Source organism: Streptomyces sp. NPDC002958 (assembly GCF_055563255.1).
Genome location: NZ_JBVHDS010000031.1, coordinates 23,890 through 47,168 on the forward strand (window position 1 = coordinate 23,890; position 23,279 = coordinate 47,168).

Below are 23,279 nucleotides of genomic sequence, written 5' to 3' on the forward strand. Positions count from 1 at the left end.
GACTCTGCTGGCGCTGGTTCGGAAGTCGGGCATGCCGAGGTGAACGGTGGAAGGTTGCGCAGTGCGGTCGCCCATGGCCTCCAGCATCTGCGCGGCGGCCATGTGGTCTCAATCGCGGTGTCCTCGCCCAATCAGCCCTGGTCCTTGACCTCTTGAAGGCCGACGATGAGGTTGGTGTTGATCTCCTCAGGGCGAGGCATCTGGTCCGCGTCCACGAGAAGTAGGGGCACCTGATGCAGGCGTTTCTAGTGCTGGCGCGGGGTCGCGTAGTCGCGGCCGCAGGTTCCCAGAGCGACCTGGCGAAGTTCGAAGTGGGCAAGGAACTCATCCCACTCTGTGGCGGTGGACTCGCGGTGCTCCTGGCTGGTCCGCTCGGTTCTGCGGCGGGCGACGAAGGACCCGGTGATGGGAAATCACGTCTTCTGGGTCAGGGCCCCGGCGTTTGCCTGGCTCGTCCGGTTTGATCACGTGATGCCGTAGAGGCCAAGGACGAGGGGCCGTTCGGTGTGGTCTCGGCGGGCGGCGGCGGAGTTGGCGTACCTGGCGAGCTTGAGTGCACTGCGGATCAGATCGCGGACGGCGGCGAGCACGGCGGGCGTGTTGTGGTAGCCGGGCAAACGCCGGGGCCCTGAGGCTGTCCCCCGTTCCGTTCGGTCCCACGAGACGACCAGAACTGCCCTACATAAGGCTAGAGTTGACGTATGGCTACGACAATGCGCCAAGCCGTCCGCGACATCGTGACCGCTTCTGCCCCGCATGAACTCGTCGTACTCGATGGTCTGGAGCCGCTGAACGACGCACAGGTGACACGCCTGTTCGCTCGCCGCAATGGCGGAGAGGATCCACTGGGCTTTGGCCTGACGGAGGTCACTGCTCTAGTCGTTCCCGTTGTCTGGCTGGTGGTGAACGAAGTGGCTACCCGCGGTGCGGGCATGGCGGCTGACGGCCTGCTGGCTCGCCTGCGGTCTGGTACGGACAGGGTGCTGCGGCGTTCACCGCCGCAGGTGGAAGCTATGCTGCCGCTTTCGTCCGAGCAGTTGGAAGCTGTGCACAGCAAAGTACTAGAGCGGGCGGCTGATGCCGGTATCGAGGGTCAGCAGGCCCAGGCGCTCGCCGACGCGGTGGTCTCACGGCTCGCACGCGAGACCAGCACGTAGGCCGCCCCGTGCTCCCCTGGGACGACCGCTACGTGCTTGGACGGGGCACCACGCGGCGCTTCACTTTGCTGGTGATCACTCTGCTGGCGTCCAGCATTTCCCAAATACACAACGCGGTGCTGGCCATCTGGTCCGAGTCGACGTTCCTGAGCTGTGCCCGCGTCACCGGAGCGGACCTCAACGCACCCGTTTCCGAACAACGCCTCTACCTCGTATTGAGTGACGAGTTCCAGGACTGCCGGCTGGAAGCGGCGTCCGCGGCACTACTGTCCGCGCTGGCCGTAACAGGAGTGGTACTGTGCGTCACTCTGTCAACGTACTGGCTGCTGCCCCTCTGGCGTCGGCGACACCTCATTCCCGCCGATCAACTGCCGTCGCACCCTCAGCCTCTCCCGGCGCACACGCCCACCGGGCGGGCGTGGACCACCCGGGAATGGCGGGGGAAGAATGCCCGACCACATTGCCCGCGCCGGGAGCCTCTTTCGCAGCACTTGGCACGCCTGTCAAACCAGGCCGGTCTCCGAAAACCCCCCGACTTCGCCATCGACCCGCGCACACTGTCCCCTGGCGCTGTTGTCTTCGGTCGAGGCGGCAGATATACGGTGTGTCTGCACGTCGGCTTGGTCACTTCCCGTGAGACGCATCCGGAGCTGTTCGAAGCCGTGGTGCTTCACGAACTTGCGCACATCCGTAACGGCGATATCGACATAACCTACATCGTCATTGCCCTCTGGCGGGTCGTACTCCCGGCCGTACTGGTTCCCTGCACGATCTTCAACGGCTGGCTCTTTTGGAAAGAGGAGCTGCTGGACGCGGGCGGTATCTACTGGGCACAAGCCCAACCCAGCTTGGAAGCAACAGCACTCTCTGCCCTGCTTGTCATCACCGTGTATCTCGGTCGGGCTGACATCCTGCGTCGCCGTGAACTTGTCGCCGATTTCGACGCCGTCGCTACAGGCGCCGATCTGATTCTCTGGCGTTTCATGCAGATGGCACAGGGCCAGGGCCGCGGCAAGCACATCGGCTGCCATCGGGGCCGGTGGAGAACCATAGGACACTGGTTCGCCGACCTGTGGCGCACCCATCCGACGTGGGAGCAAAGATATAGACGCCTTGTGCAGCCGGGCCCCGTCAATGGTTTCGAAGGCGTTCAGTATCTTCTATTTATCGCCACAGGCGCACTGTTGACTTCTGGGGTGTTGACGTTGGGCCCCAATTGGCTGCACCGGGGGTTTTTCTACACTACTATGCTGCTTTTATTTGCAGCGCTGTGGCTAGCAGTGACCCCTGCTGTCCCGGTGGACATTCCCCGGGGCGCATTGAAAAGACCTCCCCGACAGGGTTTCACCGTCGGCCTGTTGGTTCGGTACACCACAATGTCGATCAGTCAGCGCTTGGCGCTAATGGCAGGTTGTGTCGCCGTACTGGCAATTGTGAATCCGGTCAGCTGGATAAGTGACGACTCGCTGACGGACCTTGTCAAATTTACGGACCGCTGGGACGAACTGCCCTCCCAATACAGAGTCCCATAGATTATCTCCGCAGGAAAGCGCACCCCCATCGACTCCAGGGCCCCGGCATTTGCCCGGCACGTCCTGGCTTGGGCTGCTTGATCGCGGTGGCGGGCTCCGGGAGCAAGCGAACACGACATCTGTAGATCATGGAGTCCTACCTTTCAAGCGTGGGTTTCCACTGGTCATTCGTAAGATCGGTGGGCCTGGGGGCTCCGGGTATGGCTGTCATGGAGGAGCCGATGGGATGGCCGCCACCACGCCCGCGACGAACCGGGGCCTTGCCACCTCGGCATCACATGATCAAATCGGACAGACTCACTGAATGACGCCGCCCTGGGGCAGGAGTCGCCTACTCAGCGGGGCAACGAATCTGCCGGGCGGTATCCGTTCGCAGCTACTTGTATTTCTCCGAGAGCTCCTCGTGCTCCCGGTTGTGCGCAATAGATGCCCGGATGTTCGATCCAAATATGCTTGCAGCTGGATACTGCACCGCATCCGCGCGGTCGCGGAGACTCGAAAGGAAGTCCGGTCATGAATCGACGTCAGTCACGGCGTCGCCTCTATCCTCTTTGACTCCTGGAGGGGGTTACTTCCTCTCCCTCTTCCTCGCCCTCGTCTCCTTCCTCTCCCTCTTCCCCTTCGTCTTCCTCGTATTCGCTTTCTTCTTCGTGCTCGTCCTCCTCGCCCTCGTCCTCGTCTTCCTCCTCGCCCTCGTCCTCGTCTTCCTCCTCGCCCTCGTCCTCGTCTTCCTCGTCTTCGGACTCCTCGCCTTGTGCGTCCTCCTGCTCGGCGGCCTCTTCTTCTTCTTCCATGGCGTCTTCGTGGGATACGACGACTTCACCGTCCCGGATTTCACCGCGCCAGCCCTCGGGCTCTTCCTGGGCGAGGGTGACGTATCGCTGAAAGTTCTTGAAGTCGAGTCGCATTCGGCGCCCTTGGGCGCGCCACAGGTTGCCCGTCTTCTCGAAGAAGCCGGACGGGTAGTACTCCACGAGCAGGACGATTCGAGTCAGGCTGGGTGCCAGCTCATGGAAGCTGACGGCACCACGGGTAGTTCCCTTGGCTCCCTCGGATGTCCAAACGATGCGTTCGTCGGGAATCTGTTCCTGGACAGTCGCTTTGAAGCTGCGCGAGGAAGGGCCGACTTTGACCTTCCAGTCACTGGACATCTCATCGCTCTTCGAGACGTCGCGAACGCCCTTCGCGAAGCTGCTGAACTGGTCGTACTGCGTCCAGTAGTCGTACGCGACTCGCAGGGGCACTCCCACATCGATTACCTCGATGATGTTCATGACCTTGCCACCGCTCGACTTGCGTTTACCCTTTCCGCCGCCGAACGCTTCCTTGGCCTTCCCCACGACTTTATCCTTGACGCCCTTGGCTTTCTCTCCGACGAATGCCTTCAGCGGGGAATCGCCCTGGAGAATACGGGAGCCGATCGCAGGAAGCGATCCACTCTCGGCCACATCGGTGAGCTGCCCAGTGACATCGGTCAGTTTGTCACCCGCCTTCTCGGCGAGCCTCTCCACCTGTGCACTGAGGAAGTTGGACGCCTCTTCGCGAAGCCGGTCCGCACCCGACATTTGTGCCGTGGGCTGGTCTGTTTCCGTCCTAGTCATGGCTGGCTACCTCCGACGATCTGCGCGCGTGGACGCTGTTCGCTTCGACGACGTCGTCTTCCGGGTGGCGGACTCCTTGGCCGGAGCAGTTTTCTTCGCAGCCGTCTTCTTTGGCGGGGCCGTCTTCCGAGCGGCAGACTTCTTGGCCGTCCGAGGCTTCTCTCCGTGGGCGGGAGCGGCCTTCTTGCGTGCCGCGCCTCTTCTGGGCTGGGCTGGTTGGCGAGTACTGCGGCGCCGCTTCGGCTGCCTCTCTTCTGGCTCTTCCTCCTCCTCCTCTTCCTCCTCTTCCTCAGCCTGGCCCTCTTCGTACTCGGCCTCCGGCTCTTCCTCTTCCTCTTCCTCTTCCGGTTCCTCCTCTTCCTCGTACTCCGCGCCTCCCTCTTCCGGCTCGTACTCCTCTTCCTCCCCCTCATCCTGCTTCTCGCCGAGCCGCGCCGTGCGGTCGCTGATGGCGTCAGCCAGCGAACTCATGCCCCGGTCGGCGGCGGCAGCCACTGCCTTGCGGCCCGCGTCGAAGACTTCCCCTTTCAGCTGCTCCTGCAGCTCGGCGAACTGGGGAATCTCTCCGAGTCTGCGCATCCCTTCGGCGGCAAGCTGGCGGGGTTCAAGGCCGAATCGTCTCCCTGCCAGATACGTCGCAATTGTCAGCGCCAGCCGGCCCTTCTTCGTCCGACCCAGCACGTAGCCGCCCACTATTGCGGCCGCGAGGGTCACCTTGGCTGTGTCATCCATGAGTGCGTCACCTTCGATCGTTCGGCGCGGGGCCGACCTGTGCAGCATCCAGCCGGTCGAGCAGCCTTTCCTCTTCCCGGTTCGAACTCCCTCCGTGTTCATATCTCCGTCTTCAAACTCCCGGTTCAGTACAGCCATTTGGGCACGGAGCGATCCTGAGTCGTGCAGCTCGCGCTCGGCAGCGTCGCTGAGCTTCCGCCACCCCGATCAGACCGCGGACCGGTGTGTTGAGGAGCGCGAGCAGTCCGTCCCGTGATCAGTCCCTGTCAGACTCCGACGGCCTGCACGTGAGTGCCTACAGCGGTGACGAAATTGCATCAGGGCAGCGGGCCCGCAAGACTCAGCTCGACGTGTTCGCGGTGCGTGCTTCCGAATCGCTCCGCCGCGCTTCGGAAGCCGTCGCTTTCGCCACGCGGCTGTCGTTGAAGTTTTCCCGCCGCGCGGCTGACGTTCTTCTGCCATGCATCCAAGTCTGATCGGTATCGGGCGCCTCGCACCTTGAGGAGCTGTCGGGCGCACCAGCCGGGGTGGGCGACTGCCTTGGTGATCGATGCTTTGGCGGTGTAGCGGACGACGGTGCACGAGCCCATCCTTTTCATGACTGCGGGGTCCAGGTGCCGGTCGTACGTACGGTCACGCTGCCGGCCGCACGAAGGGCTGTTCCACGGCTGTGGTCGCGGCGTGCGCGAGTCCACGCCGGGCAAGGGCGAGACACTTCGTGTAACTGCGGCGCGCCACATCGCAGCCAGGAGCACCACTCTCGTCGCCACCTGGCGGTCGAACGCCCCACCCGCTATCTGATGCTCGTACATCTGCCGTGCGGCCACAGCGCCCTGGCCACCCGCAACGCTCTCACCGCGACCGTCCAACCCCCTCCGCCGCACCCGTGGCTTTCCCTGCCCTGGGACCAGGGCAGGGAAATGGCGGCCCACCAGTCATTCACCAGGGCCACGGATATTCCGGTCTACTTCTGCAACCCGGCGAGCCCTGGCAGCGAAGTTCGAACAGGGACACCAGCGACCTCCTGCTGCGACAGTACTTCCCCAAGGGCATTGACCTCTGTCCCGCGCCTTTGAGCAGTTGGAGGTGGTGGCCGCCGAACTCAACAGCCGACCACCAAAGATGCTCGACTGGGAAGCCCCAGCCGAGCGTCTCGCGAACTGTTGGGGATGGTTCTCTCGGCCTGCCGCTCACCCCGTGTCCTGGTAGCGATCTGCGGGCTGGGCACCAACATCCGCATCGAGCATGCGGCACCCGAGCACACCGAGATCACAGCCACCGCTGGACATCACTTGGCCGCACGGGGAGCCGGAACAATCAGCCCTACCAGTAATGCCGTCGACCGCCCACCCCATGCCCGACGGCACCCAGGATCCAAAGGACGATGCCGATCGCGACGAGCACGATACCGATGGTCCACAGGATCGATATGCCAGCCACCAGACCGATGACCAGCAGAATGACGCCGAGGATGATCATGGCGTCCTCCGTTCTCCCAGGTCCTTTCAGTATGCGCCTCACACATACACACGGCGATGCAGACCGCGCGAGGCGATCGTCCACCAGACCAGGGAAAAGGCCATGTCACGAGGACAGGCACATCCTGCGCTTCCGCCTGGCCGTCATCATCGCCAGTGCGCTCGGCACCAGAGGCGCCGTGACGCAACTCATCAGCTTCCGACAACCGTCCTGAAAAGCGCGGTTCAAATCTAAGGGGCATGGCCCCGTCTGCACGAGGCTCTATGGCGGCACCTCGCGTAACGGAACTTACTCCAAGACGGTACTGACCGACATTTCGACCCCATGAAGACCGCCGTGCCCATGGATCGTGAAGGCGTGTTCGAGCCGAAGACCGTGCGCCAGCGGCAGAAGCCTCTGCCGGGCGGTCAAGGCCCGCGGCCCTTCCCCAACAAAGGCCGCGCTGAAGCGCGCACTGAACGCCTTCGACATCACCCTCGAAGGCAGGCCGTCTCTCAGCAGCCCAGATACCTCAACAACGTTAGCTGCACCGCTCGTTTGGCAGCCCCGCAGGAGAGCCTCCTGCCGGTGGAGGTATCGCAGTCCACACCGACCCAGAAGGCCTCACTCGTTCAAGATCACCACACTCGTGCCATTACCCTCACCAACCCCCATGGACAGAACACCTAGGACCTGTCCGGCCGATCACGTTCGAAGCCAGATAGTGAGCGCTGCGGCAGTCGCGCTGCCGAGGTAGACGTAAAGACGCTTGTCGTAGCGGTGGCCACCGCTCGGTGCTGTTTGAGGCGGTTGACGGCCCGTTCGACGGTGTTGCGTTTCTTGTACCGCTCTTCGTCGAAGCTGGGCGGCCGTCCGCCGCGTGAGCCTTTGCGTAGGCGGGCTGTCTGGCTATCGGTCTTCTCCGGGGATCGTGTGCTGGATGCCCCGCCGCCGCAGGTACTCGCGGCAGGGACCGTTGCTGTATGCCTTGTCGGCCGCCACGCTGTCCGGCTTCTTGCGTGGCTTGCCCGGCCCGATCTTCGGAACGCGAATCTTCTCCAGGACCGGTTGGAACTGGGTGCAGTCCGCCCGCTGGCCTGGTGTGACGACCAGGGAGAGGGGGCGGCAGCGACCGTCCGCGCTCAGATGGAGCTTGCTGGTGAACCCGCCGCGAGAGCGGCCCAGTCCCTCACCTCCTGCACCACCTCGACCAGGCAGGCGAGGAGACTTTGCCACGGCGTCTCGCTCTGGTGTTCCCTCACTGCGGCCCCCTTTGATGTGGGGCGAGCAAGCGGCGGTTCGATGCGGGCGCCGGCCGCGTGCTGATGCGCCCGCGCGATAGTGGAGTCGACCGAGATGTCCCAGTCGATCTCACCCGCCGCATCGGCCGCGGCCTGGACCTGCTGGAGCAGGCGTTCCCACGTTCCGTCGGCCGACCACAGCCGATGGCGTTCATAGACCGTCTTCCACGGCCCGAACCGTTCAGGCAGGTCACGCCACTGCACGCCGGTCCGCACCCGGTGCAGGACCTGACGGTGATCCCGCCACCGGCCACAACGACCGTTACTGACCGGCAGGAACGGCCGCAGCCGTTCCCACTCGGCATCACTCAGATCACCCCGCCCCATGTCCACATCGCGGCACTCAAGGCAGTCACATGCGCCGCACCAGTCCTAGTCTCCAGAGAATCCGAAGATTCCCAGGTGAGTCGGCCTGTCATCGGAGTAGAGGACGACGTAGTAGCCGGTCCACCGCATCTGGCACTCGCCGAAAAGGCTCCGTTCGTGTTCCTCATGGCTCGCAGCCTCATTGGCAGCGGCAGCGAGCTCTTCGTACTGCTCGACCGTCGGGCGGTCGGTGCCGAAGTGGTGCGCCACGCGGTTGAGTGCCAGAGGACGCAGGGTGCCGTAGTCAGCGACACCGGACCGCGTCGGCGGTTCATCCGTGGCAACAACCCTGTCGATGTCGAGGATCGTATGGGTGCCTTCTGTGCCCATGAACTCCTCGTCCGCATACAGGTCCTTCAGGCTTGGGTAGCGGGCACCGTCGCCGTACTCCTCCTGGAACACCTTGGCCTGCAAAGTTCCCAATGCCGCCTCTACATCACCGTCGTACCTGGTGACGTAGTCCCATCCACTGGCACCCATCGAGCCACCCTCCCTGAAGATCGTGAATGGCCGAACAGTAGCGGCGGGGACTGACAACGTCGGGGAATGGCGCCGACAAGATGATCGCCCGGACAGGCTCTAGGCGACGCGGCGGGCGCGGTGGCGGACTTCCCGGAGTCGGACCTCCGACGGGAGGCAGTCCAGGCCTGCCGAGTCCCGTGCGTGTTCGAGCGTTTCCCGGCTCAGTTGCTCCAGAGCTCGCGCCGGTTCCACGTGAGGCTCTAGCAACAACCGTACTCGTACGGCCGGAGCAGTACGCCGACCCGTCAGCCGCACATGAGCCCGCGAGATCCCGTCCAGGACCTGCGCCTCTTCCTCGATTGCCTCCTCCAGCGCATGGCCATTGAGTCGAGCCGTCGAGTCGTCTTCGCTCTCGATGAGGACCTGGCCCAGCCGGTGTCTGCGCAGTTGCGCCAGAAGCCACCACAGCAGCAGCGCGAGAAGCACGGCGAGCACCGCAATGACGGCCGGCCACCACCAGTCCTCTTCCCGCCACCGGGTGCGTCCCTCGGTGCCCAGCACGACATCGTTCGGACCTCGGAAAGGCCACCAGCCCGGCACGTCGAACCCCCAGCGGCGCTGCAGATCCAGCCCACCCAGCAGCACGCCGCCACCCAGGGCGAACAGTCCAAGGCCGAGTAGCCCCAGCAGCACCCGGTTCACCGCCTTGAGCATGGGACACTTCACCCCTTCTTCGGGCGCCGGACGCGCACGTCCAGCGTGGGCTGGTGGGCGAGCTCCAAGTTCGTCGCGGCTTCGCTCAGCGCGGCGTCCAGATCCGCGTGGGCTTCGTCGAGATCGCGGAAATGGGCCTGTGCCCGGGCTTTGACCTTCCGGCGGCCGACATCGACCCGTGCCGATTGCACACCGGACACCCGTACGGCTCGGTCGCGCAGAATCAGGGCGGCTGCGTGGCGGTCGAGCCCGGCGCGGACCTCCGCTTTTCTGGGGATTCCGGTGGGATGCCGCATGGGTAGCAGTCTGCGAAGTCCCGGCGTCACCGCCAGCAGGAAAAGCCACAGGCCAAGCGCCATCGCCACTGCGGCCCCGACGGTCATCCAGATGTCATGCAGTGGTCGTGTGGCCAGTTCCTCGGCGAGACGCCGTCGCCAGCTCATCCCTGGCCGGTCTGCCCGCACCGAGACCACGTCGTACAGGAGCAGCCCAATGGCTGCGACGGACAGCAGCGCCACAATGGCTGCCGGGATCCGCCGTGCGGACCAGAAGCGGCGCGCCGGCCGGCCCGCTCTATGGACTGCTGCCGTCGCGCCCTTGCCTGGGGGATTTCCCGCAGACGTAGTTGCCTGCCCCGTACCGGAGGGAATGTCGCCATCGCCGGTCGGATGCCGCCAGGTGTTCGCGCTCATCTCACTCTCTCCCGGTCTCCATGCCGCGAGTACACCGAGTGCAGCCTCTCAACCGACACCGTGAGTTCGGACACAGCCATGCCGGCCCATGTCCTGAGCCGCTCGATGACCTCGCGGCGCACCGCAGCGCACTGAGCCCCGATGTCGGACGGATAGCCCAGCTCCACGGCGATGTGCATCCGTACTTCGCCGAGCACGGCCGGACGGCTATTGGCAGGATCGCCGTCCCGTCCTGCGTCGTTCTCGTTCCGCTCCGGTGCCCGCCGCACAGACGCCGTCACGCGTGGTTTCCGGCGGCCGGGCGGTACGTGGCCGGCCGACTCGGTGAACCGGCTCAGCGCCTCGCAGGCCACGTGGGAAGCAATCTTCGCAACGACTCGGTCGGAGACGATGGTCGCACCCCGCTCCCCGCGAGGAATGCCCGGACGACGATCGACGTCACTGGTCACTGCCGCCAGTCTCCCTAAGCCTGTCGCCGGTCATCGCGCATCCGCTGGTGGTCGTCACGGCGGCGGATGAAGTCACCCGGTTCGAGATCACCTTCCATCAAGCGCCCGGCGACAAGTCCGACGGCGCCCAGTGCCAGCACGAGCAGGAAGGCCCAGAAACCACCGAAGTATCCGGCGAAGCCCAGCGCCATTCCGGCAATCAAGCCGATCACAGCCTTGCTCATCACGCGCTCCTTCGCTCAAGCGGGCTGCTCCCCCTTGGCTACTGAACCCGCTGCCGCTCTTCCTCTTCGTCCTCCTCGTCGGGCAGCTTCACATCACTGACCGCGATGTTGACTTCCACGACTTCCAGGCCCGCCATCCGCTCCACTGCGGAGATCACGTTCTCGCGCACGTCACTGGCCACGTCCGTGATGGAGACGCCGTAGTCGACGACGATCTCCAGATCGATGGCCGCCTGTACCTCTCCCACCTCGACGCTGACCCCGCGCGTGACGGATTTGCCACTACCGGCGCCGGGAATCCGCTCCCGCATGGATCCCATCGAGCGTGCGAATCCACTGCCCAGGGCATGGACGCCGGGCACATCGCGTGCCGCCATCCCGGCGATCTTCTCTACCACTACGTCGGCAATGGTCGTCCGACCGCGAGAGCCGGGCGCACCGCCGTGCTTTCCGCCGGTGTTCTCAGTCATCGGGCTATTCCTCCCTGAAGGAGATCACCTAGCACTCTTTGATCGGATTATATTCCTTTTAGTGGGTTTTATCAGAGGCGCAAACCATGAGACGGGGTGGCCCAACGAGTGGTACGAAGTGCCCCTGCCCAGAGCCCCGCGGAGTCGGGGTGCAAGCAGGAAGAAACCGCGGCCACGCTAGAGGGCGAGAGGCCGGTGAAAACCGAGGCGTGGATGCAGACAGGCCTCTTACTTGCACGCGAGTTAGGTGAACCACTGCTCAGCGAGGCGCAGCCAGTCGAGCTGGCGCAGATGAGGGGCAAGCGGAAGCAGGGATGGGCCAAAGTCGACTACTCGGTGGGGCGCAGTAAATCTACCGGCCGATCTCCGTCCGCAGCTTCTTACTGTTTCGCCCAGAGCCCCTACAATCTCGACCGATCCGCGCACCCCCGTGTGCAACAAATGCCAGAATTTTTCTATTTAGTTATGCTTGGAGTCGGCTACTGCGCCGCATCCGCGCGGTCGCGGAGACTCGAAAGGAAGCCCGGTCATGCCGAAGAACGAGAGGTCGTCCCAGCCCTCGCACGGCGAGGGACCGAGCCGCCACAAGGGCGCCCACCAGCACGGCCGGGCGTCGGATGTGGAAGAGACCCATCAGGAGGCCAACGACAGCGCGCACCGGTCCTTCCATCCCAACGAGTATGCGCCGAAGCCCGGCCCTGGCAGGAAGATCTCCAAGGAGGAAACCGAAGAGGTCCCCGGCAACACGGTCAAGAGCACACATCGCCCGGGTCAGGAACGCGCCGGGAAATCCGGTGAGAGCGGCATGCACGACACCGGCCCCCGGGGCCGGTCCCAGCGCCCCAGCGGCACCCGGGACGCCTCCGCATCCACAGGGGTCGACCCGCAGGAACCGCGCTCCGACTCCGACTGAACCCACCGACCCCGAACGGCGCCGTCCCTGGCGAGCCGACGGTGCGGAGCGCGCAACCTCCTTCTCGCCGAGCCTGACGTCGAGGTCTGACGCCCCCTTGGCTTCTGCGGACTTAGCGTGGTTGTACGCCGCAAATTCTCGGAGCACGCCATGATCGTCATCTTGGGGCTCGTCATCCTGATCGCCGCGGTAGTCGTCGCCGTGGTCGGCGTTCTCACCAACGCCTGCAGCGCAACTGATGTCGTCCGGGCGCACGAACTGGGAGGCTGCCCGCCCTGCGTGATCTCTGAAAGTCGGTCGCGACATTGAAGTTCCTCCAGCCTCCGGGTGTTTACGCGCCGCAGGAAGACACAGCCATGTTGATATCCGCTCTTCGGCGCGAGCATCTGTCACGGGGAGCGGAGGTACTCGACGTGGGTACCGGTACCGGCGCAGTGGCGATCGCCGCCGCCCGCTACGGCGCCGCCCGCGTGACCGCCATCGACACTTCGGCCGCGGCGGTGCTCACCACACGACTCAACGCACTGCTGTCCGGGTATGCACGGGTGATCCGGACCAGCCTGGGCGACTTGACGGAGCCTGTGATCGGCCTGAGGTTCGACCTGGTGCTGGCGAACCCGCCGTACGTACCGTCCGCGAGCGCCCGCGTACCGCGTCGCGGTATTGCTCGGGCCTGGGAGGCGGGAATCGACGGCCGGGCGGTGATCGACCGACTCTGTGCCAAGGTCCCCGCTCTGCTGCGCCCCGGAGGTGTACTGCTCGCGGTCCACTCCGCGCTGAGTCACCCAGCGATGACGCTGGCGCGGCTGACTGAAGCCGGATTGGACGTGGCTGTGACCGACCGCCGGTTCGTTCCCTTCGGTCCTGTCCTGCGTGAACGGGCCGGCTGGCTGGAGACCCAGGGCCTGATCGAACCCGGCCAGGAGAAAGAGGAACTGGTGGTGATCCGCGCAGAACGGCCGTACTGAACCGGAGACCGCACCGCGGGCAGCTGCACGGCGCGTCATGCAGGAGCCGGGCGGACCTATGCTCGTAGAGGGGCCGGTCGAAGTGGTCCAGGAGGACGGCACCATTGCCCGCTCGGACCGGCCTGTCGTCGCACTGTGTACCTGCCGGCGGAGCCTCATCTTCCCTTGGTGCGACACGAGCCACCGCGGCCGAAAGAGGCCGAAGAAAGCCCCGCCGCCGGCCTCAGAGCGGCACACGGAGTGAGGACTCGCCGCCCGCCATGCGCCGAGCAACTGCTCCCCGAACCGGTCTTCCAACCGTCCGGTGGCCCCGATACCGAAGGCGACGTCCGGTGCCAGATCCGGCTCCTCCTGGAGCAGACCGGCGACGACCTCATGCCGTACGAGCTGCTCATGCACGGCGTGTGCCTCCACATGCTCCGCGTAGAAGTGGATGGCCGCAGGCCCGGCACCGGCCCGCTTCAATGCCTGAGCAAGGCGTCGCGACCCTGGTGGCGATGTGGTCTCCACCGAGGCGAAGTGACCGACCAGCGCACCACGGTGTGAGCAGTAGAGTCCAAAGAGTGACATGAGGTTGACGGTCGCGAGCATCTGCCGCGATCCGGCGTCGAGGTAGCGCCCGTACGAGGTGTCCAGGTTGAGGTCCGCCATCAGATCGGCGAACAGCTTCGAGTGGACCTGTTCCGCCCGTCCCGCTCCGAATTCGTCGTACTCCACAGCGGCCATTCCTGCCTTGGCCCGGCCCGTCAGGCGCGGGATCACCCACACGTGCGGATCGGCCTCCTTGAGGTGGTAAAGCGAGCGGTGGGCGGCGTACTCGCGCAGATGCCACAGCTCGCCCTCGTCCCGCAGGAAGGGGAGGCCGTCCGCACCGAGGACCTCTTTCTGAGATCCCTCGACGCGCTGGGCCGCCTGAAGAAGCTTGATGTGGTGATCAGCCCCGTGCGCGGGTTGGTGCGCGGCGTGCCTCTGGGGCGCTGGCGCGATGTGCTGCACGGTCTGCCGATCGGCCATCCCCTACATCCCGCGCTGGTGCCGGTTCCGATGGGCGCGTGGTTTTCCGCCGCAGTGCTGGACGTCGTGCCCGGCACCCGGCGCAGTGCCCGCATCCTGGTGGGGGTGGGCGTACTGGCAGCCGCGCCGGCTGCCTTGGCCGGCTGGGTGGACTGGGCTGAGCAGCACGAGGACCAGATGCGTACCGGCCTGGTGCACGCGACGTCGATCGCCGCGGCCATCGGCCTCTACACGGGATCCTGGGTGCATCGCGGCCGTGGCCATACGGCATGGGGCAAAGCGCTCGGCTTTACGGGGCTGTGCATGGCTGGTACCGGCGGGATGCTCGGTGGCCACCTCGCCTATCGACAAGCCGCAGGCGCCAACAAGACGGCAGCGGTCCCGCACCTGTTGGAAGAGGGTTGGCACCCGGTCGGCAGAGTGGAGGACTTCCCAGTCGGCGAGGCCGTGCGGCGGGAGCTGGGCGAGGTGCCTTTGCTGGTGTTCCGTCAGCCGGGCGGCCGCATTCATGTCATCGCGGAGCGATGCAGCCACCTGTCAGGACCCCTGTCGGACGGGAAGATCGCCGACGGCTGCGTGGAATGCCCCTGGCACGGCAGTGTCTTCCGACTGTCGGACGGCGCGAACGTACGCGGGCCGGCCACCGCACCGCAGCCGTCCTTCCAGGTGAGCGTGGACAGCGACGGCACCGTCCACGTACAGCTGCCCGACGCCGGCTAATGGCGTTAACCTCGCCTGTCACTCGACCTGCTGATCTGCGGTTCTTCCCGCGACAGCGGAGGCGGCCGTTTCTCCACGCTTCGAGATGTCGAGTCATGAAGCACGAGAGAACGGCCGCTGTGTATGAGTCTCCCCGTCTCTGGGCCCGCAGGCGAGGCGTTGGGCGCGTCTTGTCCCGCTTTCGGGTTGAGTTCTACGAGTGCCTCTACAAACGGGCGGATGCGCTCTTCGAGCTCACGGACGCGGTGTTGTGTACAGACGGACCGGTCAAGACCTTGGTCGAGCTGTGGCTGGCGGTCGAGCACCGCAGGGGGCACGGCGCTCTTTACCAAGCGCTGGAGCGAGGCTGGGCCGAGCCGGCCCGGCTGCGCCGCGTGTTGGCCAAACTGCCGCTGTCGAGGGCGGCCGATGGGCGGATCGTGCTGGCCGTGGACGTCTCGAACTGGCTTCGTCCCGACGCTCCGACCAGCGACGAGAGGCTGTTCTGTCACGTTCACGGGCGCGGTGACCGCAAGACGGACCAGTTCGTGCCGGGCTGGCCCTACTCCTTCGTCGCCGCGCTGGAATCCGGCCGCACCTCGTGGACCGCGCGGCTCGATGCCGCACGCATGGGGCCCGAGGACGACGCCACCATCGTGACCGCTGCCCAACTCCGCTGTGTTGTCGAGCGGTTGAAGCAGGCTGGGCACTGGCGGCCGGGCGACCCGGAGATCGGGATCGTGATGGACGCCGGCTACGACGTCGCCTACCTCTCCCACGCTCTGGCCGACCTGCCGGTCGTACTGATCGGGCGCCTGCGCTCGGACCGTGTCATGCTCCGCGACCCCGGCCCGGTCCGCCCCGGACCCAAGGGCGGACGCCCCCGCCGCCATGGCGGTGTCCTCACTTTCGCCAAGCCCGAAAGCTGGCACCAGCCCGACGTCACCACGGTCACCGACACCACCCGCTACGGCACTGCCGAGGCGATGGCCTGGAACCGGATGCACCCCCGGCTCACCCACCGTGGCCCTGGCTGGAACACGCGAAGGAGGAACTGCCCATCCTGCACGGCACGTTGGTGCGGCTGAGGGTCGCGCGCCTACCGGGCGACCGCAACCCGAAACCGGTCTGGCTGTGGTGCTCGACCACCGCCGCCACTCCTGCGGACGTCGACCGCTGGTGGCAGTCGTTCCTTCGCAGATTCGACCTCGAGCACACCTTCAGGCTGATGAAGCAGACCCTCGGCTGGACCGCCCCGAAGGCATCGTGACCGCCGGCCTTGCCGTCAGCCTGACCGGCGCCGCGGCATTCCTGCGCTGGCGGGCCCGGCGATCTTCTGAATGGACCGTCGTCCGCCTCGCGTGATCCGGTAAGGAGTGCGACCAGGGCGGGCCCTGACCCCGGAGTTTGGACACCGGAGAGACTTGGATCTTGATGGTCCAGGAGAACGGAGTCCCCGTGGGGATGAAGCACTACCCCGCCGAGTCCAAGGCGGACGCTGTGGCGTTGTACCGGTCCCGTCCGGGAGCGACGATCAAGTCGCTCGCCGCCGACCTCGGGGTGAACACCGAGACGCTGCGCAACTGGATCCGGGCCGCCGACGGACGTCGCCCCGGTGCCCACTCCGTACCCGCGGTGGCGCCGCAGCCTGACGGTGACGCGGTTCAGGCGGAGCTGGCCGCCGCACGGAAGAGGATCCGGGAGCTCGAGGAGGAGCGGGACATTCTCCGCAAAGCGGCTCGGTATTTCGCAGGGGAGACGCGCTGGTGAACCGCTGCCAGTTCGTGACGATCACCAGCGCCGGTCCGGCGTGAAGCGGTTGTGCTCGATCCTGGGGATCGCGCGCTCGAGTTTCTACTACTGGCGCCGCACCGCCCCGGACCGGGCGGCCCGCCAGGCCGCCGACGACCGCCTTGCGGCCCGGATACGCAAGGCCCACCGCGACTCCGACGGCACCTACGGCGCCCCAAGGATCACCGCCGAGCTCCGCGACGAGGGCGGCCAGGTGGTCAACCACAAGCGCGTGGCAAGGATCATGCGGACCATCGGCCTCGAAGGGGTCCGCCTGAGGCGCCGGCATCGCACCACCATCTCCGACCCGGTCGCAGTGAAGGCGCCGGACCTGATCGGCCGCGACTTCACCGCGACCGAGGTGAACACGAAGTACGTCGGCGACATCACCTACCTGAGCGTCGGCGGCGGGAAGTTCTGCTATCTCGCGACCGTCATCGATCTGTGTTCACGGCGTCTGGCCGGGTGGGCGATCGCCGACCACATGCGTTCCGAACTCGTCACTGACGCCCTCGCCGCCGCGATCCGGACCCGCGGCAGCCTCGCCGGAGCCGTGATGCACACCGATCACGGAGCCCAGTACACGAGTCGGGCGTTCACCGAAGCCTGCCGCCTCGCCGGTGTCCGTCAGAGCATGAGCGCGATCGGCAGCAGCACGGACAACGCCGCTGCGGAATCGTTCAACGCAACCTTCAAAAGAGAGACGCTGAAAGGACGAAAGGGCTGGTCAAACGAGCGCGAAGCCCGACTCGACGCCTTCCGCTGGCTCCATCGATACAACACACGACGCCGACACTCCCGCCTCGGCCCAGCGATCCCCGTCTGCCTACGAGGACGCCTTCCACACAACATCAACTACCCTGACCCGAGCCGCATAGACGTGTTCAAACTCCGGGGTCAAGGCCCGATGCCAGGTAGCCCCACGAGCTGTTCTCTCTGGCCAGGCGCAGCACCAGGGCTCGGATGGTGGGCGGGCGGCCCGATCGCGACTCCAAGGTCACGGCCGCCTTCGACGCCCTGCTGTCCGACGCCGGATTGAAGGTCGTCATCACCGGCATCCAGATACCCGAGTGAAATCTGTCATGGAGCGCTGGATGCAGACCTGCCTGCGCGAGCGGTGCCAGGGTCGTTCGGGCTCTGACGAGCGTCCCACAATTGAGACACATCGGCCCTGCTGGAGCGACCTAGCGTGATGTACGCCACCAAGTCGAGGACAGTGGGCGGCGCGGCCCTCCAGCTCGATTGGGCAGCTTGCCGAACAGGGAGGAACACCCCATGACTGCCAGTGACCTTGAGATGGATCGAGCCCCGATTGTCGATCCTGGACAGTTCCGGAGGGTGATGGCTGCCTACCCGACCGGGGTCACGATCATAACCGCGAAGACGGATGCGGGCCCGGTCGGCATGACGGCGAACTCGTTCACCTCCGTTTCCCTCGAACCCCCGATGGTTCTGTTCTGCGCTGCGCTGACCTCGTCGACGTGGCCCAAGATCCGCAGTGCCGAACGCTTCGTGGTGAACCTCATCTCGCACCGTGCCATGGAGTTGGCGCAGACGTTCGCAGCTTCCGGAGTCGACCGATTCGCCGGCGTGCTCCACAGGCCTGGGTCGACCGGCGGCCCGGTCCTGGCCGAAGCGGATGCCTACCTGGAATGTGTTCTGGACGAGACAAACATCATCGGCGATCACGCAGTCGTCATCGGCAGGGTCGTTGCCCTGGGAGGCGAGGCAGCCGACACCCCTTTGATCTTCCACCGACGACAGTTGCGAGCGGCCTCTGAGCGCTGAGCGTCGAGTCTGAGAGCCGGATACCACACCGTTGGTGCACCGGTCCCAGCATTCGAGAGTGCTGCCCCGAAGGCGCACAGGAACCCTGTTGCCTTCAGGGAATCACACCGGAGCCATCGAAAGGAGGTAGAGCCGATGACCGTCCTAGCCCACCCCGCCGCACCCAACCGGCGGACCGACACCTCGGAGGCCCCGACCGTCAACTCGACTGTCAGCGCCTTCGCCGAACTCATGGGGGCAGTCAATCGGGGCATCGCCACGATCGAACTCCTGGAGCTGGCTGCTGCCAAGGTCGCCCAGACGACCGGGCACACGATGGCCCTGGTGATGCAGCCCAACGACGTCACCGCGGCGCTCGACGTCGTCGCCGCGCACGGAGTCTCCGCCACCTACATCGACACGATCACGCGGCACCCGGTGATGACGAGCACCGGGGACCGAGGCGAAGCTCCGACGAGCCGCGCCTTCCGTTCGCGACGTCCTGTCGTGGCCACCGGACCCAAGGAGAACCTGCCCGTCGTTTGGGGCCGACCGGCCTCGCGCGAAGGCATCGGCTCGATGCTCTCGCTACCGCTGCTGGTTGGGCAGGACGCCGGGTACGTCGTCAACGTGTACTGCTCCGACGTTGCTTGCTTCGACGACGCGACAGTCCTCACGATGGAGAACTTCGCGAACCTCATCAGCCTGTTGCTTGACAACCACCTCGCAGCACGTGCCCAGCAGGCCGAAGCCGATGCTCAGCGTCGCCAGATCAACGCACTCCAGACGAAGTGTCATGCGATGCGCGTCGCTCAGGCCAACCTCGATGAACTCCACGGCCTCGTGATCCAGGAAGCCGGCCTCGACCGGTTGCTCGGGCGCCTCGAGCAGATGACTGGCGCCCGTCTGCACGTGTCGGACGCGTTCGAGCGTTCCTTGGCCGGCGAGGCGCCGACTGACGAGGGGGACGGGCTGAAGGCACTGCGCGACGTCGTGCTCGACGACGAAGTCGTGGCAACACTGCTGATCCGTTGTGCCGAAGCCGATGCCTCGCGTCCGGAGGTGGCCAGCATGCTGCACATGGCTCCCGTCCTGGTCGCGATGATGTTAATGCGCCGATGGGCGGCGCTCGACGCCGAGGCCAGGCTCCGCGGTGATCTCGTCGAGGAGCTGCTCGCGGCGCCGGGAGTGGGGGAACTGGCACTCGCTGCACATGCGCGCGGCCGGTGGGGGATCGACCTGACTGTCAGCAACCGTTTGGTCGTTGGCCGCATCACCGGTGCGTCGGCGGTCGGGTCTGCCGAGGCTCCGCGCCGGATCCATCGCTCGTTGCTCGCCGCAGCTGAGGACCTGGTCCGGCGCACGCCCGACGCGCACCTCGTCGCCGAGTTCGACCAGCAGCTCGTCGTCCTGCTCGCCGACGGACCGCTCCAGGCGGCCCGGGAATTCGCAGACGCACTACGGCGCGAGGTCAGCGCCTACGCAGGTGGCTCGACGATGACGGTTGCCGTCGCCGATCCGAGCGACACCGTCGAGGGGCACCGCGATGCCTACCGGCACGCGGTCGCACTGCTGGACCTCGTCAGCGATTCTGCTGAGCCGGATCGCACAGTGACGGTCGAGCAGTTCGGCATCTTTCGTCTCTTGCTCGCAGTGAAGCAGCCGCGCGATCTCGTTCACTTCGCGGAACGGACTCTGGGCCCGCTTCGCGATTACGACGCCAAGCGTCGGTCCGACCTGGTCGATACATTGCGCACCTACCTGGACTCGGACTGCAGCGCCATCGAGACCGGCAAGCGACTCCACCTCCATCACAACTCGGTCGGCTACAGGCTTAAGCGCATCAGCCAGATTCTGGGGCTCTCCAGTCTGAGCGAGCCCAAGGTCCTGCTACGCCTTGAGCTCGCCATGTCCATCGACCGACTCGTACCGCGGTCCGCCTGGTCGGACTCGGAACCGCCGGTGCACGAGGTTCCTCTCGACGCATCGATGGACGACGAACAGCTCGGGTAGCACGGCACCGGATAACTCGGAGTGCACAAGGATGGATCTGTTGTGAACATGTACACTCGCGAAACCTTCGCATTCAGTGGGCGCGTCAGACGCGCCATGGCGTTCGGCCTGTGCTCAGTGCTGGCGATCGCACTCTCAGCCTGCGACGGCGGATCAGGCAGCGCGTCGTCGAACAAGCTCAAGGTCGGCGTCTTCCCGTTGTACGTCAGCATGCCGGTCTGGGCTGCCGAGGAACAGGGATTGTTCAAGAGTCACGGGCTCGACGTCGAACTGAAGACGATCCTTGCGGGGCCGACGATGATCTCGGCGCTGAACTCCAAGAGCATCGACGTGATGCTGAGCGGCGCAACAATCGCAGAGACCGCCCGTGCCACCGGCCAGCCGATCAAGCTGGTCACCACCACGATTCCGAAGTCCATCTACAACATGATCGCCTCGAACGAAGTGATGGACTCCTGCCCTTACGTCAACGATCCCTACCCGAAGCCGATCCTCTGTGCGAAGGGCAAGCGGATCGGGGTCGTCGGCCTCGGAGCCGAGAGCCACATTGCCGGCATCTCCGTCCTCAAGGAAGCCGGACTCAAGGAATCCGACGTGACCTTCGTGCCGGCCAGCGCCGGCGAGATGATCGGCAGCGCAATGAAGGCCAAGCAGATCGACATTATGTTCGCCGAGGACACTGCCGCCACCTACACCACGCAGATCATCAAGGTCGGCCGTCCGCTCGTCGATCTCAAGCGTGACGGAAGGTTCTCCGACTGGTTCGGCAACGGGGCCTGGGCTCTCGAGCCCCAGCTCAAGCAGTCGCCCGAAAAGTTCCAGAAGTTCGCCGACGCTATAGCGGATGCCGTGGTCTGGATCGACGACCCGGCCAACGCCGCCGAGGCGAGAGCCATCTACAAGAAGAACTCGCCGATCACGAGTGACGCCACTATCGATGCCGTGATCTCGATGAGCAAGGGCTACTTCGGCACGACCGCGACCTGCAGCAGTATTGACAACATCACCGAGTGGCTGACCAAGACGAACCAGATGGCGGCCGGCAAGGGTCCAGCCACGTGCCACGACATCGCATGGAAGACCGCTGGGCTCTCGTAGTGACGCCAGCGAACCATTGGGGCTCCTCCAGCGCTGACCCCGCACGGAGGAGCCTCAGACCGGCAGGAATGGGAGACAGAACGTGACTGACTCTGATTGCATGTCATCGGGCACCGATGCTGGACGACAGCGCAGCTCGCTGGAGGGGCGTCCCACGGCTGGTGGAGCAAGCTCGACCATCCCCGCCATCTCGGTTCGCAACGTGACGCACCAATTCGTCCGACGGGGCTCCGAGCCGACGCTCGCGATCGATGGCGTTTCCCTCGACGTCGGCGAACGCGAGTACATCGCACTCGTCGGTCCGAGTGGTTGCGGGAAAACCAGCCTGCTGAACCTCGTCGCCGGACTGATTCCCCTGCAAGACGGAATGATCGAAGTCCGGGGGGATCGCGTCGAAAAGCCCAGCCGGCAGGTCGGATACATCTCGGCCCGTGACTCGCTTCTGCCATGGCGTACGGCAGTGGCGAACGTCGCCTACGGACTCGAGGTCCGCGGCGTTCCGAAGCGGGATCGCCTGGCCACCGCGCGTCGCATGCTCGAAGTGGTCGGGCTGGCCGGGTTCGAGAAGACCTACCGGTCCCAGCTCTCCCAAGGCATGCGCCAGCGAGTGGCAATTGCCCGAACCCTTGCGACCGATCCGGAGCTGCTGCTCCTCGACGAGCCATTCTCCGCTCTGGACCAGCAGACGAAGATGCTCCTGGAGACCACCTTCATCGAGATCTGGGAGAAGGCGCATCGCACGGTCGTCATGGTCACCCACGACATCGAAGAGGCGGTTGCGATGGCTGATCGAGTCGTCATGCTGTCGCACCGGCCCGGCCGAGTCATCGCGGACATCCGCGTGGATCTGCCTCGTCCCCGGGATGCGGCGGAGATCCGCTATGACCCGCGCTTCCGCGAGATCACTCAGGGCGTATGGGAACTTCTCCGCGGTGAGATCGCTCAGCTCGACATCGCACAGATCTGATCGGAGTCACGGACATGACGACATCACTCCAAGACGAAATCCAACGGCCCGGTCCCGCCGCGATCGGGCGACCTCGGGACAGTGCGGTAAGGAAGGATCGCCGGCGTCGTCCCGCATGGCTCTCGGCACGCAACGCTTCGGTCCTCGCGATCCAGTTGTGCGTGCTCGGTGGCTTCCTGGCCTTCTGGGAGATCGCCGTTCGCCGCAGCTGGGGCAAGGAAGTTTTCTACTCCAGGCCGAGCACCATCTGGGACCAGCTCGTGGCGTACGTGACGAGTTCGGAGATCGTCACCGACAGCCTGACCACGATCAGCGAAACACTGCTCGGATTCGCGCTGGGTGCGGTGCTCGGCGTGCCAGTGGGCTTGATGCTGGGGCGGTACCCGATGTTCCGTGCCGTGAGTACGCCGTTCTTCACCGCACTCAACGCGCTGCCTCGGGTTGCACTGGCGCCGATGTTCATCCTGTGGTTCGGCATCGGTCCCGATTCGAAGGTGTACCTGGTCGCGAGCGTCGTCTTCTTCATCGTCATGGTCGCCACCGAGTCGGGCATCAGGACCATCGACCCGGACTTCATCATGATGGGGCGCGCAATCGGCTCCAGCGAACGGGACATGTTCCTCAAGATCGTGTTGCCGGCATCGGTGCCCTCCCTGTTCTCCGGGCTCAAGCTCGGTGCGGTGTACGCCTTGTTGGCCGCAATCTTCGGTGAGATGCTGGCGGCCGACCACGGATGGGGCCGGAAGATCGCTCTGGAGTCGCAGAGCTTCCAGCCGGGTTCGGTGTTCGCAGTGCTGGTGGTTGTGCTCGTGTTCGCCCTGATGCTCAACGGCCTGATGTCCTCGATCGAACGCTGGCTGTTGCGCTGGCAGCGGTGAGCAACGAGCGAGC

The 23,279-nt window shown here is 65.3% G+C and carries 22 protein-coding genes and 6 pseudogenes; 16 read left to right on the plus strand and 12 right to left on the minus strand.

Features of this window, described 5'->3' with window-relative positions; genetic code table 11:
- Positions 1-464: 464 nt before the first annotated feature.
- Positions 465-605: pseudogene (locus tag ACZ3IC_RS30690) on the minus strand (ISAs1 family transposase); the annotation flags it as partial.
- 96 nt (positions 606-701) lie between these two features.
- Between ACZ3IC_RS30690 and ACZ3IC_RS30695 the strand changes: the two are divergent.
- Positions 702-1,157 (plus strand): hypothetical protein, encoded by a 456-nt coding sequence (locus tag ACZ3IC_RS30695; protein WP_467421515.1) that lies wholly within the window; start codon positions 702-704, stop codon positions 1,155-1,157.
- Between the two features lie 71 nt (positions 1,158-1,228).
- The gene (locus ACZ3IC_RS30700; RefSeq protein ID WP_467421518.1) at positions 1,229-2,689 is read left to right on the plus strand and encodes a M56 family metallopeptidase; all 1,461 of its coding nucleotides are present in this window, start codon (positions 1,229-1,231) and stop codon (positions 2,687-2,689) included.
- Between the two features lie 542 nt (positions 2,690-3,231).
- On the opposite strand, the gene ACZ3IC_RS30705 is transcribed toward ACZ3IC_RS30700, so the two are convergent.
- Together ACZ3IC_RS30705 and ACZ3IC_RS30710 are read right to left on the minus strand one after the other, a co-directional pair.
- Positions 3,232-4,290: an SRPBCC family protein gene (locus tag ACZ3IC_RS30705; RefSeq protein ID WP_467421520.1), complete on the minus strand. Its 1,059-nt coding sequence runs from the start codon at positions 4,288-4,290 to the stop codon at positions 3,232-3,234.
- 6 nt (positions 4,291-4,296) lie between these two features.
- Positions 4,297-5,160, minus strand: coding sequence for a histone protein (locus ACZ3IC_RS30710; RefSeq protein ID WP_467421521.1), 864 nt, complete (start codon positions 5,158-5,160; stop codon positions 4,297-4,299).
- A gap of 149 nt (positions 5,161-5,309) precedes the next feature.
- Between ACZ3IC_RS30710 and ACZ3IC_RS30715 the strand changes: the two genes are divergently transcribed.
- Positions 5,310-5,498 (plus strand): hypothetical protein, encoded by a 189-nt coding sequence (locus tag ACZ3IC_RS30715; RefSeq protein WP_467421524.1) that lies wholly within the window; start codon positions 5,310-5,312, stop codon positions 5,496-5,498.
- 300 nt (positions 5,499-5,798) lie between these two features.
- Positions 5,799-6,231: pseudogene (locus tag ACZ3IC_RS30720) on the plus strand (IS30 family transposase); the annotation flags it as partial.
- Between the two features lie 114 nt (positions 6,232-6,345).
- On the opposite strand, the gene ACZ3IC_RS30725 reads toward ACZ3IC_RS30720, so the two are convergent.
- The 8 genes and pseudogenes from ACZ3IC_RS30725 to ACZ3IC_RS30760 form a co-directional block, all read right to left on the minus strand.
- Positions 6,346-6,501, minus strand: a complete 156-nt coding sequence (locus ACZ3IC_RS30725; RefSeq protein WP_383059705.1) for a DUF6131 family protein — start codon at positions 6,499-6,501, stop codon at positions 6,346-6,348.
- 684 nt (positions 6,502-7,185) lie between these two features.
- Positions 7,186-8,108: pseudogene (locus ACZ3IC_RS30730) on the minus strand (IS5 family transposase).
- Positions 8,109-8,153: 45 nt separating this feature from the next.
- The gene (locus ACZ3IC_RS30735; protein WP_467421525.1) at positions 8,154-8,627 is read right to left on the minus strand and encodes a hypothetical protein; all 474 of its coding nucleotides are present in this window, start codon (positions 8,625-8,627) and stop codon (positions 8,154-8,156) included.
- A gap of 99 nt (positions 8,628-8,726) precedes the next feature.
- Positions 8,727-9,323 carry an alkaline shock response membrane anchor protein AmaP gene (gene amaP / locus ACZ3IC_RS30740; RefSeq protein WP_467421526.1) on the minus strand — a complete coding sequence of 199 codons (597 nt, stop codon included), beginning with the start codon at positions 9,321-9,323 and terminating at the stop codon, positions 8,727-8,729.
- A gap of 8 nt (positions 9,324-9,331) precedes the next feature.
- Positions 9,332-10,015, minus strand: coding sequence for a DUF6286 domain-containing protein (locus ACZ3IC_RS30745; RefSeq protein ID WP_467421527.1), 684 nt, complete (start codon positions 10,013-10,015; stop codon positions 9,332-9,334).
- A complete protein-coding gene (locus ACZ3IC_RS30750) occupies positions 10,012-10,296 on the minus strand; it encodes a hypothetical protein (protein ID WP_467421528.1) in 285 nt (94 codons plus the stop codon). The genes ACZ3IC_RS30745 and ACZ3IC_RS30750 overlap by 4 nt, the downstream gene beginning before the upstream one ends.
- Before the next feature lie 182 nt (positions 10,297-10,478).
- Entirely contained in the window at positions 10,479-10,688 is a 210-nt protein-coding gene (locus ACZ3IC_RS30755) for a hypothetical protein (RefSeq protein WP_467421529.1), read from the minus strand.
- Between the two features lie 38 nt (positions 10,689-10,726).
- Positions 10,727-11,158 (minus strand): Asp23/Gls24 family envelope stress response protein, encoded by a 432-nt coding sequence (locus ACZ3IC_RS30760; RefSeq protein ID WP_467421532.1) that lies wholly within the window; start codon positions 11,156-11,158, stop codon positions 10,727-10,729.
- A gap of 529 nt (positions 11,159-11,687) precedes the next feature.
- Here ACZ3IC_RS30760 and ACZ3IC_RS30765 point away from each other — a divergent pair.
- The 4 genes from ACZ3IC_RS30765 to ACZ3IC_RS30780 all read left to right on the plus strand — a co-directional run bounded on the left by ACZ3IC_RS30765 (position 11,688) and on the right by ACZ3IC_RS30780 (position 13,283).
- A complete protein-coding gene (locus tag ACZ3IC_RS30765; RefSeq protein ID WP_467421534.1) occupies positions 11,688-12,071 on the plus strand; it encodes a hypothetical protein in 384 nt (127 codons plus the stop codon).
- 150 nt (positions 12,072-12,221) lie between these two features.
- Positions 12,222-12,380, plus strand: coding sequence for a hypothetical protein (locus tag ACZ3IC_RS30770; protein WP_467421535.1), 159 nt, complete (start codon positions 12,222-12,224; stop codon positions 12,378-12,380).
- A complete protein-coding gene (locus tag ACZ3IC_RS30775) occupies positions 12,377-13,039 on the plus strand; it encodes a HemK2/MTQ2 family protein methyltransferase (RefSeq protein WP_467421537.1) in 663 nt (220 codons plus the stop codon). The genes ACZ3IC_RS30770 and ACZ3IC_RS30775 overlap by 4 nt, the downstream gene beginning before the upstream one ends.
- A 58-nt stretch (positions 13,040-13,097) precedes the next feature.
- Complete coding sequence (locus ACZ3IC_RS30780) at positions 13,098-13,283, plus strand: CDGSH iron-sulfur domain-containing protein (RefSeq protein WP_467421539.1); 186 nt, start codon at positions 13,098-13,100, stop codon at positions 13,281-13,283.
- Here ACZ3IC_RS30780 and ACZ3IC_RS30785 read toward each other — a convergent pair.
- Positions 13,263-13,894 (minus strand): annotated as a pseudogene (locus ACZ3IC_RS30785) (iron-containing redox enzyme family protein); the annotation flags it as partial. The gene ACZ3IC_RS30780 and the pseudogene ACZ3IC_RS30785 overlap by 21 nt on opposite strands.
- Here ACZ3IC_RS30785 and ACZ3IC_RS30790 point away from each other — a divergent pair.
- The 8 genes and pseudogenes from ACZ3IC_RS30790 to ACZ3IC_RS30825 all read left to right on the plus strand — a co-directional run bounded on the left by ACZ3IC_RS30790 (position 13,844) and on the right by ACZ3IC_RS30825 (position 23,266).
- Positions 13,844-14,773, plus strand: a complete 930-nt coding sequence (locus tag ACZ3IC_RS30790; RefSeq protein WP_467421541.1) for a Rieske (2Fe-2S) protein — start codon at positions 13,844-13,846, stop codon at positions 14,771-14,773. The pseudogene ACZ3IC_RS30785 and the gene ACZ3IC_RS30790 overlap by 51 nt on opposite strands.
- Positions 14,774-14,868: 95 nt before the next feature.
- A pseudogene (locus ACZ3IC_RS30795) lies at positions 14,869-16,013 on the plus strand (transposase); the annotation flags it as partial.
- A gap of 197 nt (positions 16,014-16,210) precedes the next feature.
- Positions 16,211-17,366: pseudogene (locus tag ACZ3IC_RS30800) on the plus strand (IS3 family transposase); the annotation flags it as partial.
- A gap of 452 nt (positions 17,367-17,818) precedes the next feature.
- Positions 17,819-18,331: a flavin reductase family protein gene (locus ACZ3IC_RS30805; protein ID WP_467421543.1), complete on the plus strand. Its 513-nt coding sequence runs from the start codon at positions 17,819-17,821 to the stop codon at positions 18,329-18,331.
- Positions 18,332-18,562: 231 nt separating this feature from the next.
- Complete coding sequence (locus ACZ3IC_RS30810; RefSeq protein ID WP_467421589.1) at positions 18,563-20,323, plus strand: helix-turn-helix domain-containing protein; 1,761 nt, start codon at positions 18,563-18,565, stop codon at positions 20,321-20,323.
- Between the two features lie 48 nt (positions 20,324-20,371).
- Positions 20,372-21,421, plus strand: a complete 1,050-nt coding sequence (locus tag ACZ3IC_RS30815; protein WP_467421591.1) for an ABC transporter substrate-binding protein — start codon at positions 20,372-20,374, stop codon at positions 21,419-21,421.
- Positions 21,422-21,521: 100 nt separating this feature from the next.
- Positions 21,522-22,388 (plus strand): ABC transporter ATP-binding protein, encoded by an 867-nt coding sequence (locus ACZ3IC_RS30820; RefSeq protein ID WP_467421545.1) that lies wholly within the window; start codon positions 21,522-21,524, stop codon positions 22,386-22,388.
- A gap of 161 nt (positions 22,389-22,549) precedes the next feature.
- Positions 22,550-23,266 carry an ABC transporter permease gene (locus ACZ3IC_RS30825; RefSeq protein WP_467421547.1) on the plus strand — a complete coding sequence of 239 codons (717 nt, stop codon included), beginning with the start codon at positions 22,550-22,552 and terminating at the stop codon, positions 23,264-23,266.
- The last annotated feature ends 13 nt before the right edge of the window (positions 23,267-23,279 follow it).

Bases quoted from the DNA above. Each gene is read 5' to 3' on its own strand.
- ACZ3IC_RS30725 (WP_383059705.1), bottom strand. From the start codon at position 6,501: ATGATCATCCTCGGCGTCATTCTGCTGGTCATCGGTCTGGTGGCTGGC.
- ACZ3IC_RS30765 (WP_467421534.1), top strand. From the start codon at position 11,688: ATGCCGAAGAACGAGAGGTCGTCCCAGCCCTCGCACGGCGAGGGACCG.
- ACZ3IC_RS30710 (WP_467421521.1), bottom strand. From the start codon at position 5,160: ATGGCTGTACTGAACCGGGAGTTTGAAGACGGAGATATGAACACGGAG.
- ACZ3IC_RS30820 (WP_467421545.1), top strand. From the start codon at position 21,522: ATGTCATCGGGCACCGATGCTGGACGACAGCGCAGCTCGCTGGAGGGG.
- ACZ3IC_RS30760 (WP_467421532.1), bottom strand. From the start codon at position 11,158: ATGACTGAGAACACCGGCGGAAAGCACGGCGGTGCGCCCGGCTCTCGC.
- ACZ3IC_RS30755 (WP_467421529.1), bottom strand. From the start codon at position 10,688: ATGAGCAAGGCTGTGATCGGCTTGATTGCCGGAATGGCGCTGGGCTTC.
- ACZ3IC_RS30780 (WP_467421539.1), top strand. From the start codon at position 13,098: ATGCTCGTAGAGGGGCCGGTCGAAGTGGTCCAGGAGGACGGCACCATT.
- amaP (WP_467421526.1), bottom strand. From the start codon at position 9,323: ATGCTCAAGGCGGTGAACCGGGTGCTGCTGGGGCTACTCGGCCTTGGA.
- ACZ3IC_RS30735 (WP_467421525.1), bottom strand. From the start codon at position 8,627: ATGGGTGCCAGTGGATGGGACTACGTCACCAGGTACGACGGTGATGTA.
- ACZ3IC_RS30705 (WP_467421520.1), bottom strand. From the start codon at position 4,290: ATGACTAGGACGGAAACAGACCAGCCCACGGCACAAATGTCGGGTGCG.
- ACZ3IC_RS30810 (WP_467421589.1), top strand. From the start codon at position 18,563: ATGGGGGCAGTCAATCGGGGCATCGCCACGATCGAACTCCTGGAGCTG.
- ACZ3IC_RS30695 (WP_467421515.1), top strand. From the start codon at position 702: ATGGCTACGACAATGCGCCAAGCCGTCCGCGACATCGTGACCGCTTCT.
- ACZ3IC_RS30805 (WP_467421543.1), top strand. From the start codon at position 17,819: ATGACTGCCAGTGACCTTGAGATGGATCGAGCCCCGATTGTCGATCCT.
- ACZ3IC_RS30770 (WP_467421535.1), top strand. From the start codon at position 12,222: ATGATCGTCATCTTGGGGCTCGTCATCCTGATCGCCGCGGTAGTCGTC.
- ACZ3IC_RS30745 (WP_467421527.1), bottom strand. From the start codon at position 10,015: ATGAGCGCGAACACCTGGCGGCATCCGACCGGCGATGGCGACATTCCC.
- ACZ3IC_RS30815 (WP_467421591.1), top strand. From the start codon at position 20,372: ATGTACACTCGCGAAACCTTCGCATTCAGTGGGCGCGTCAGACGCGCC.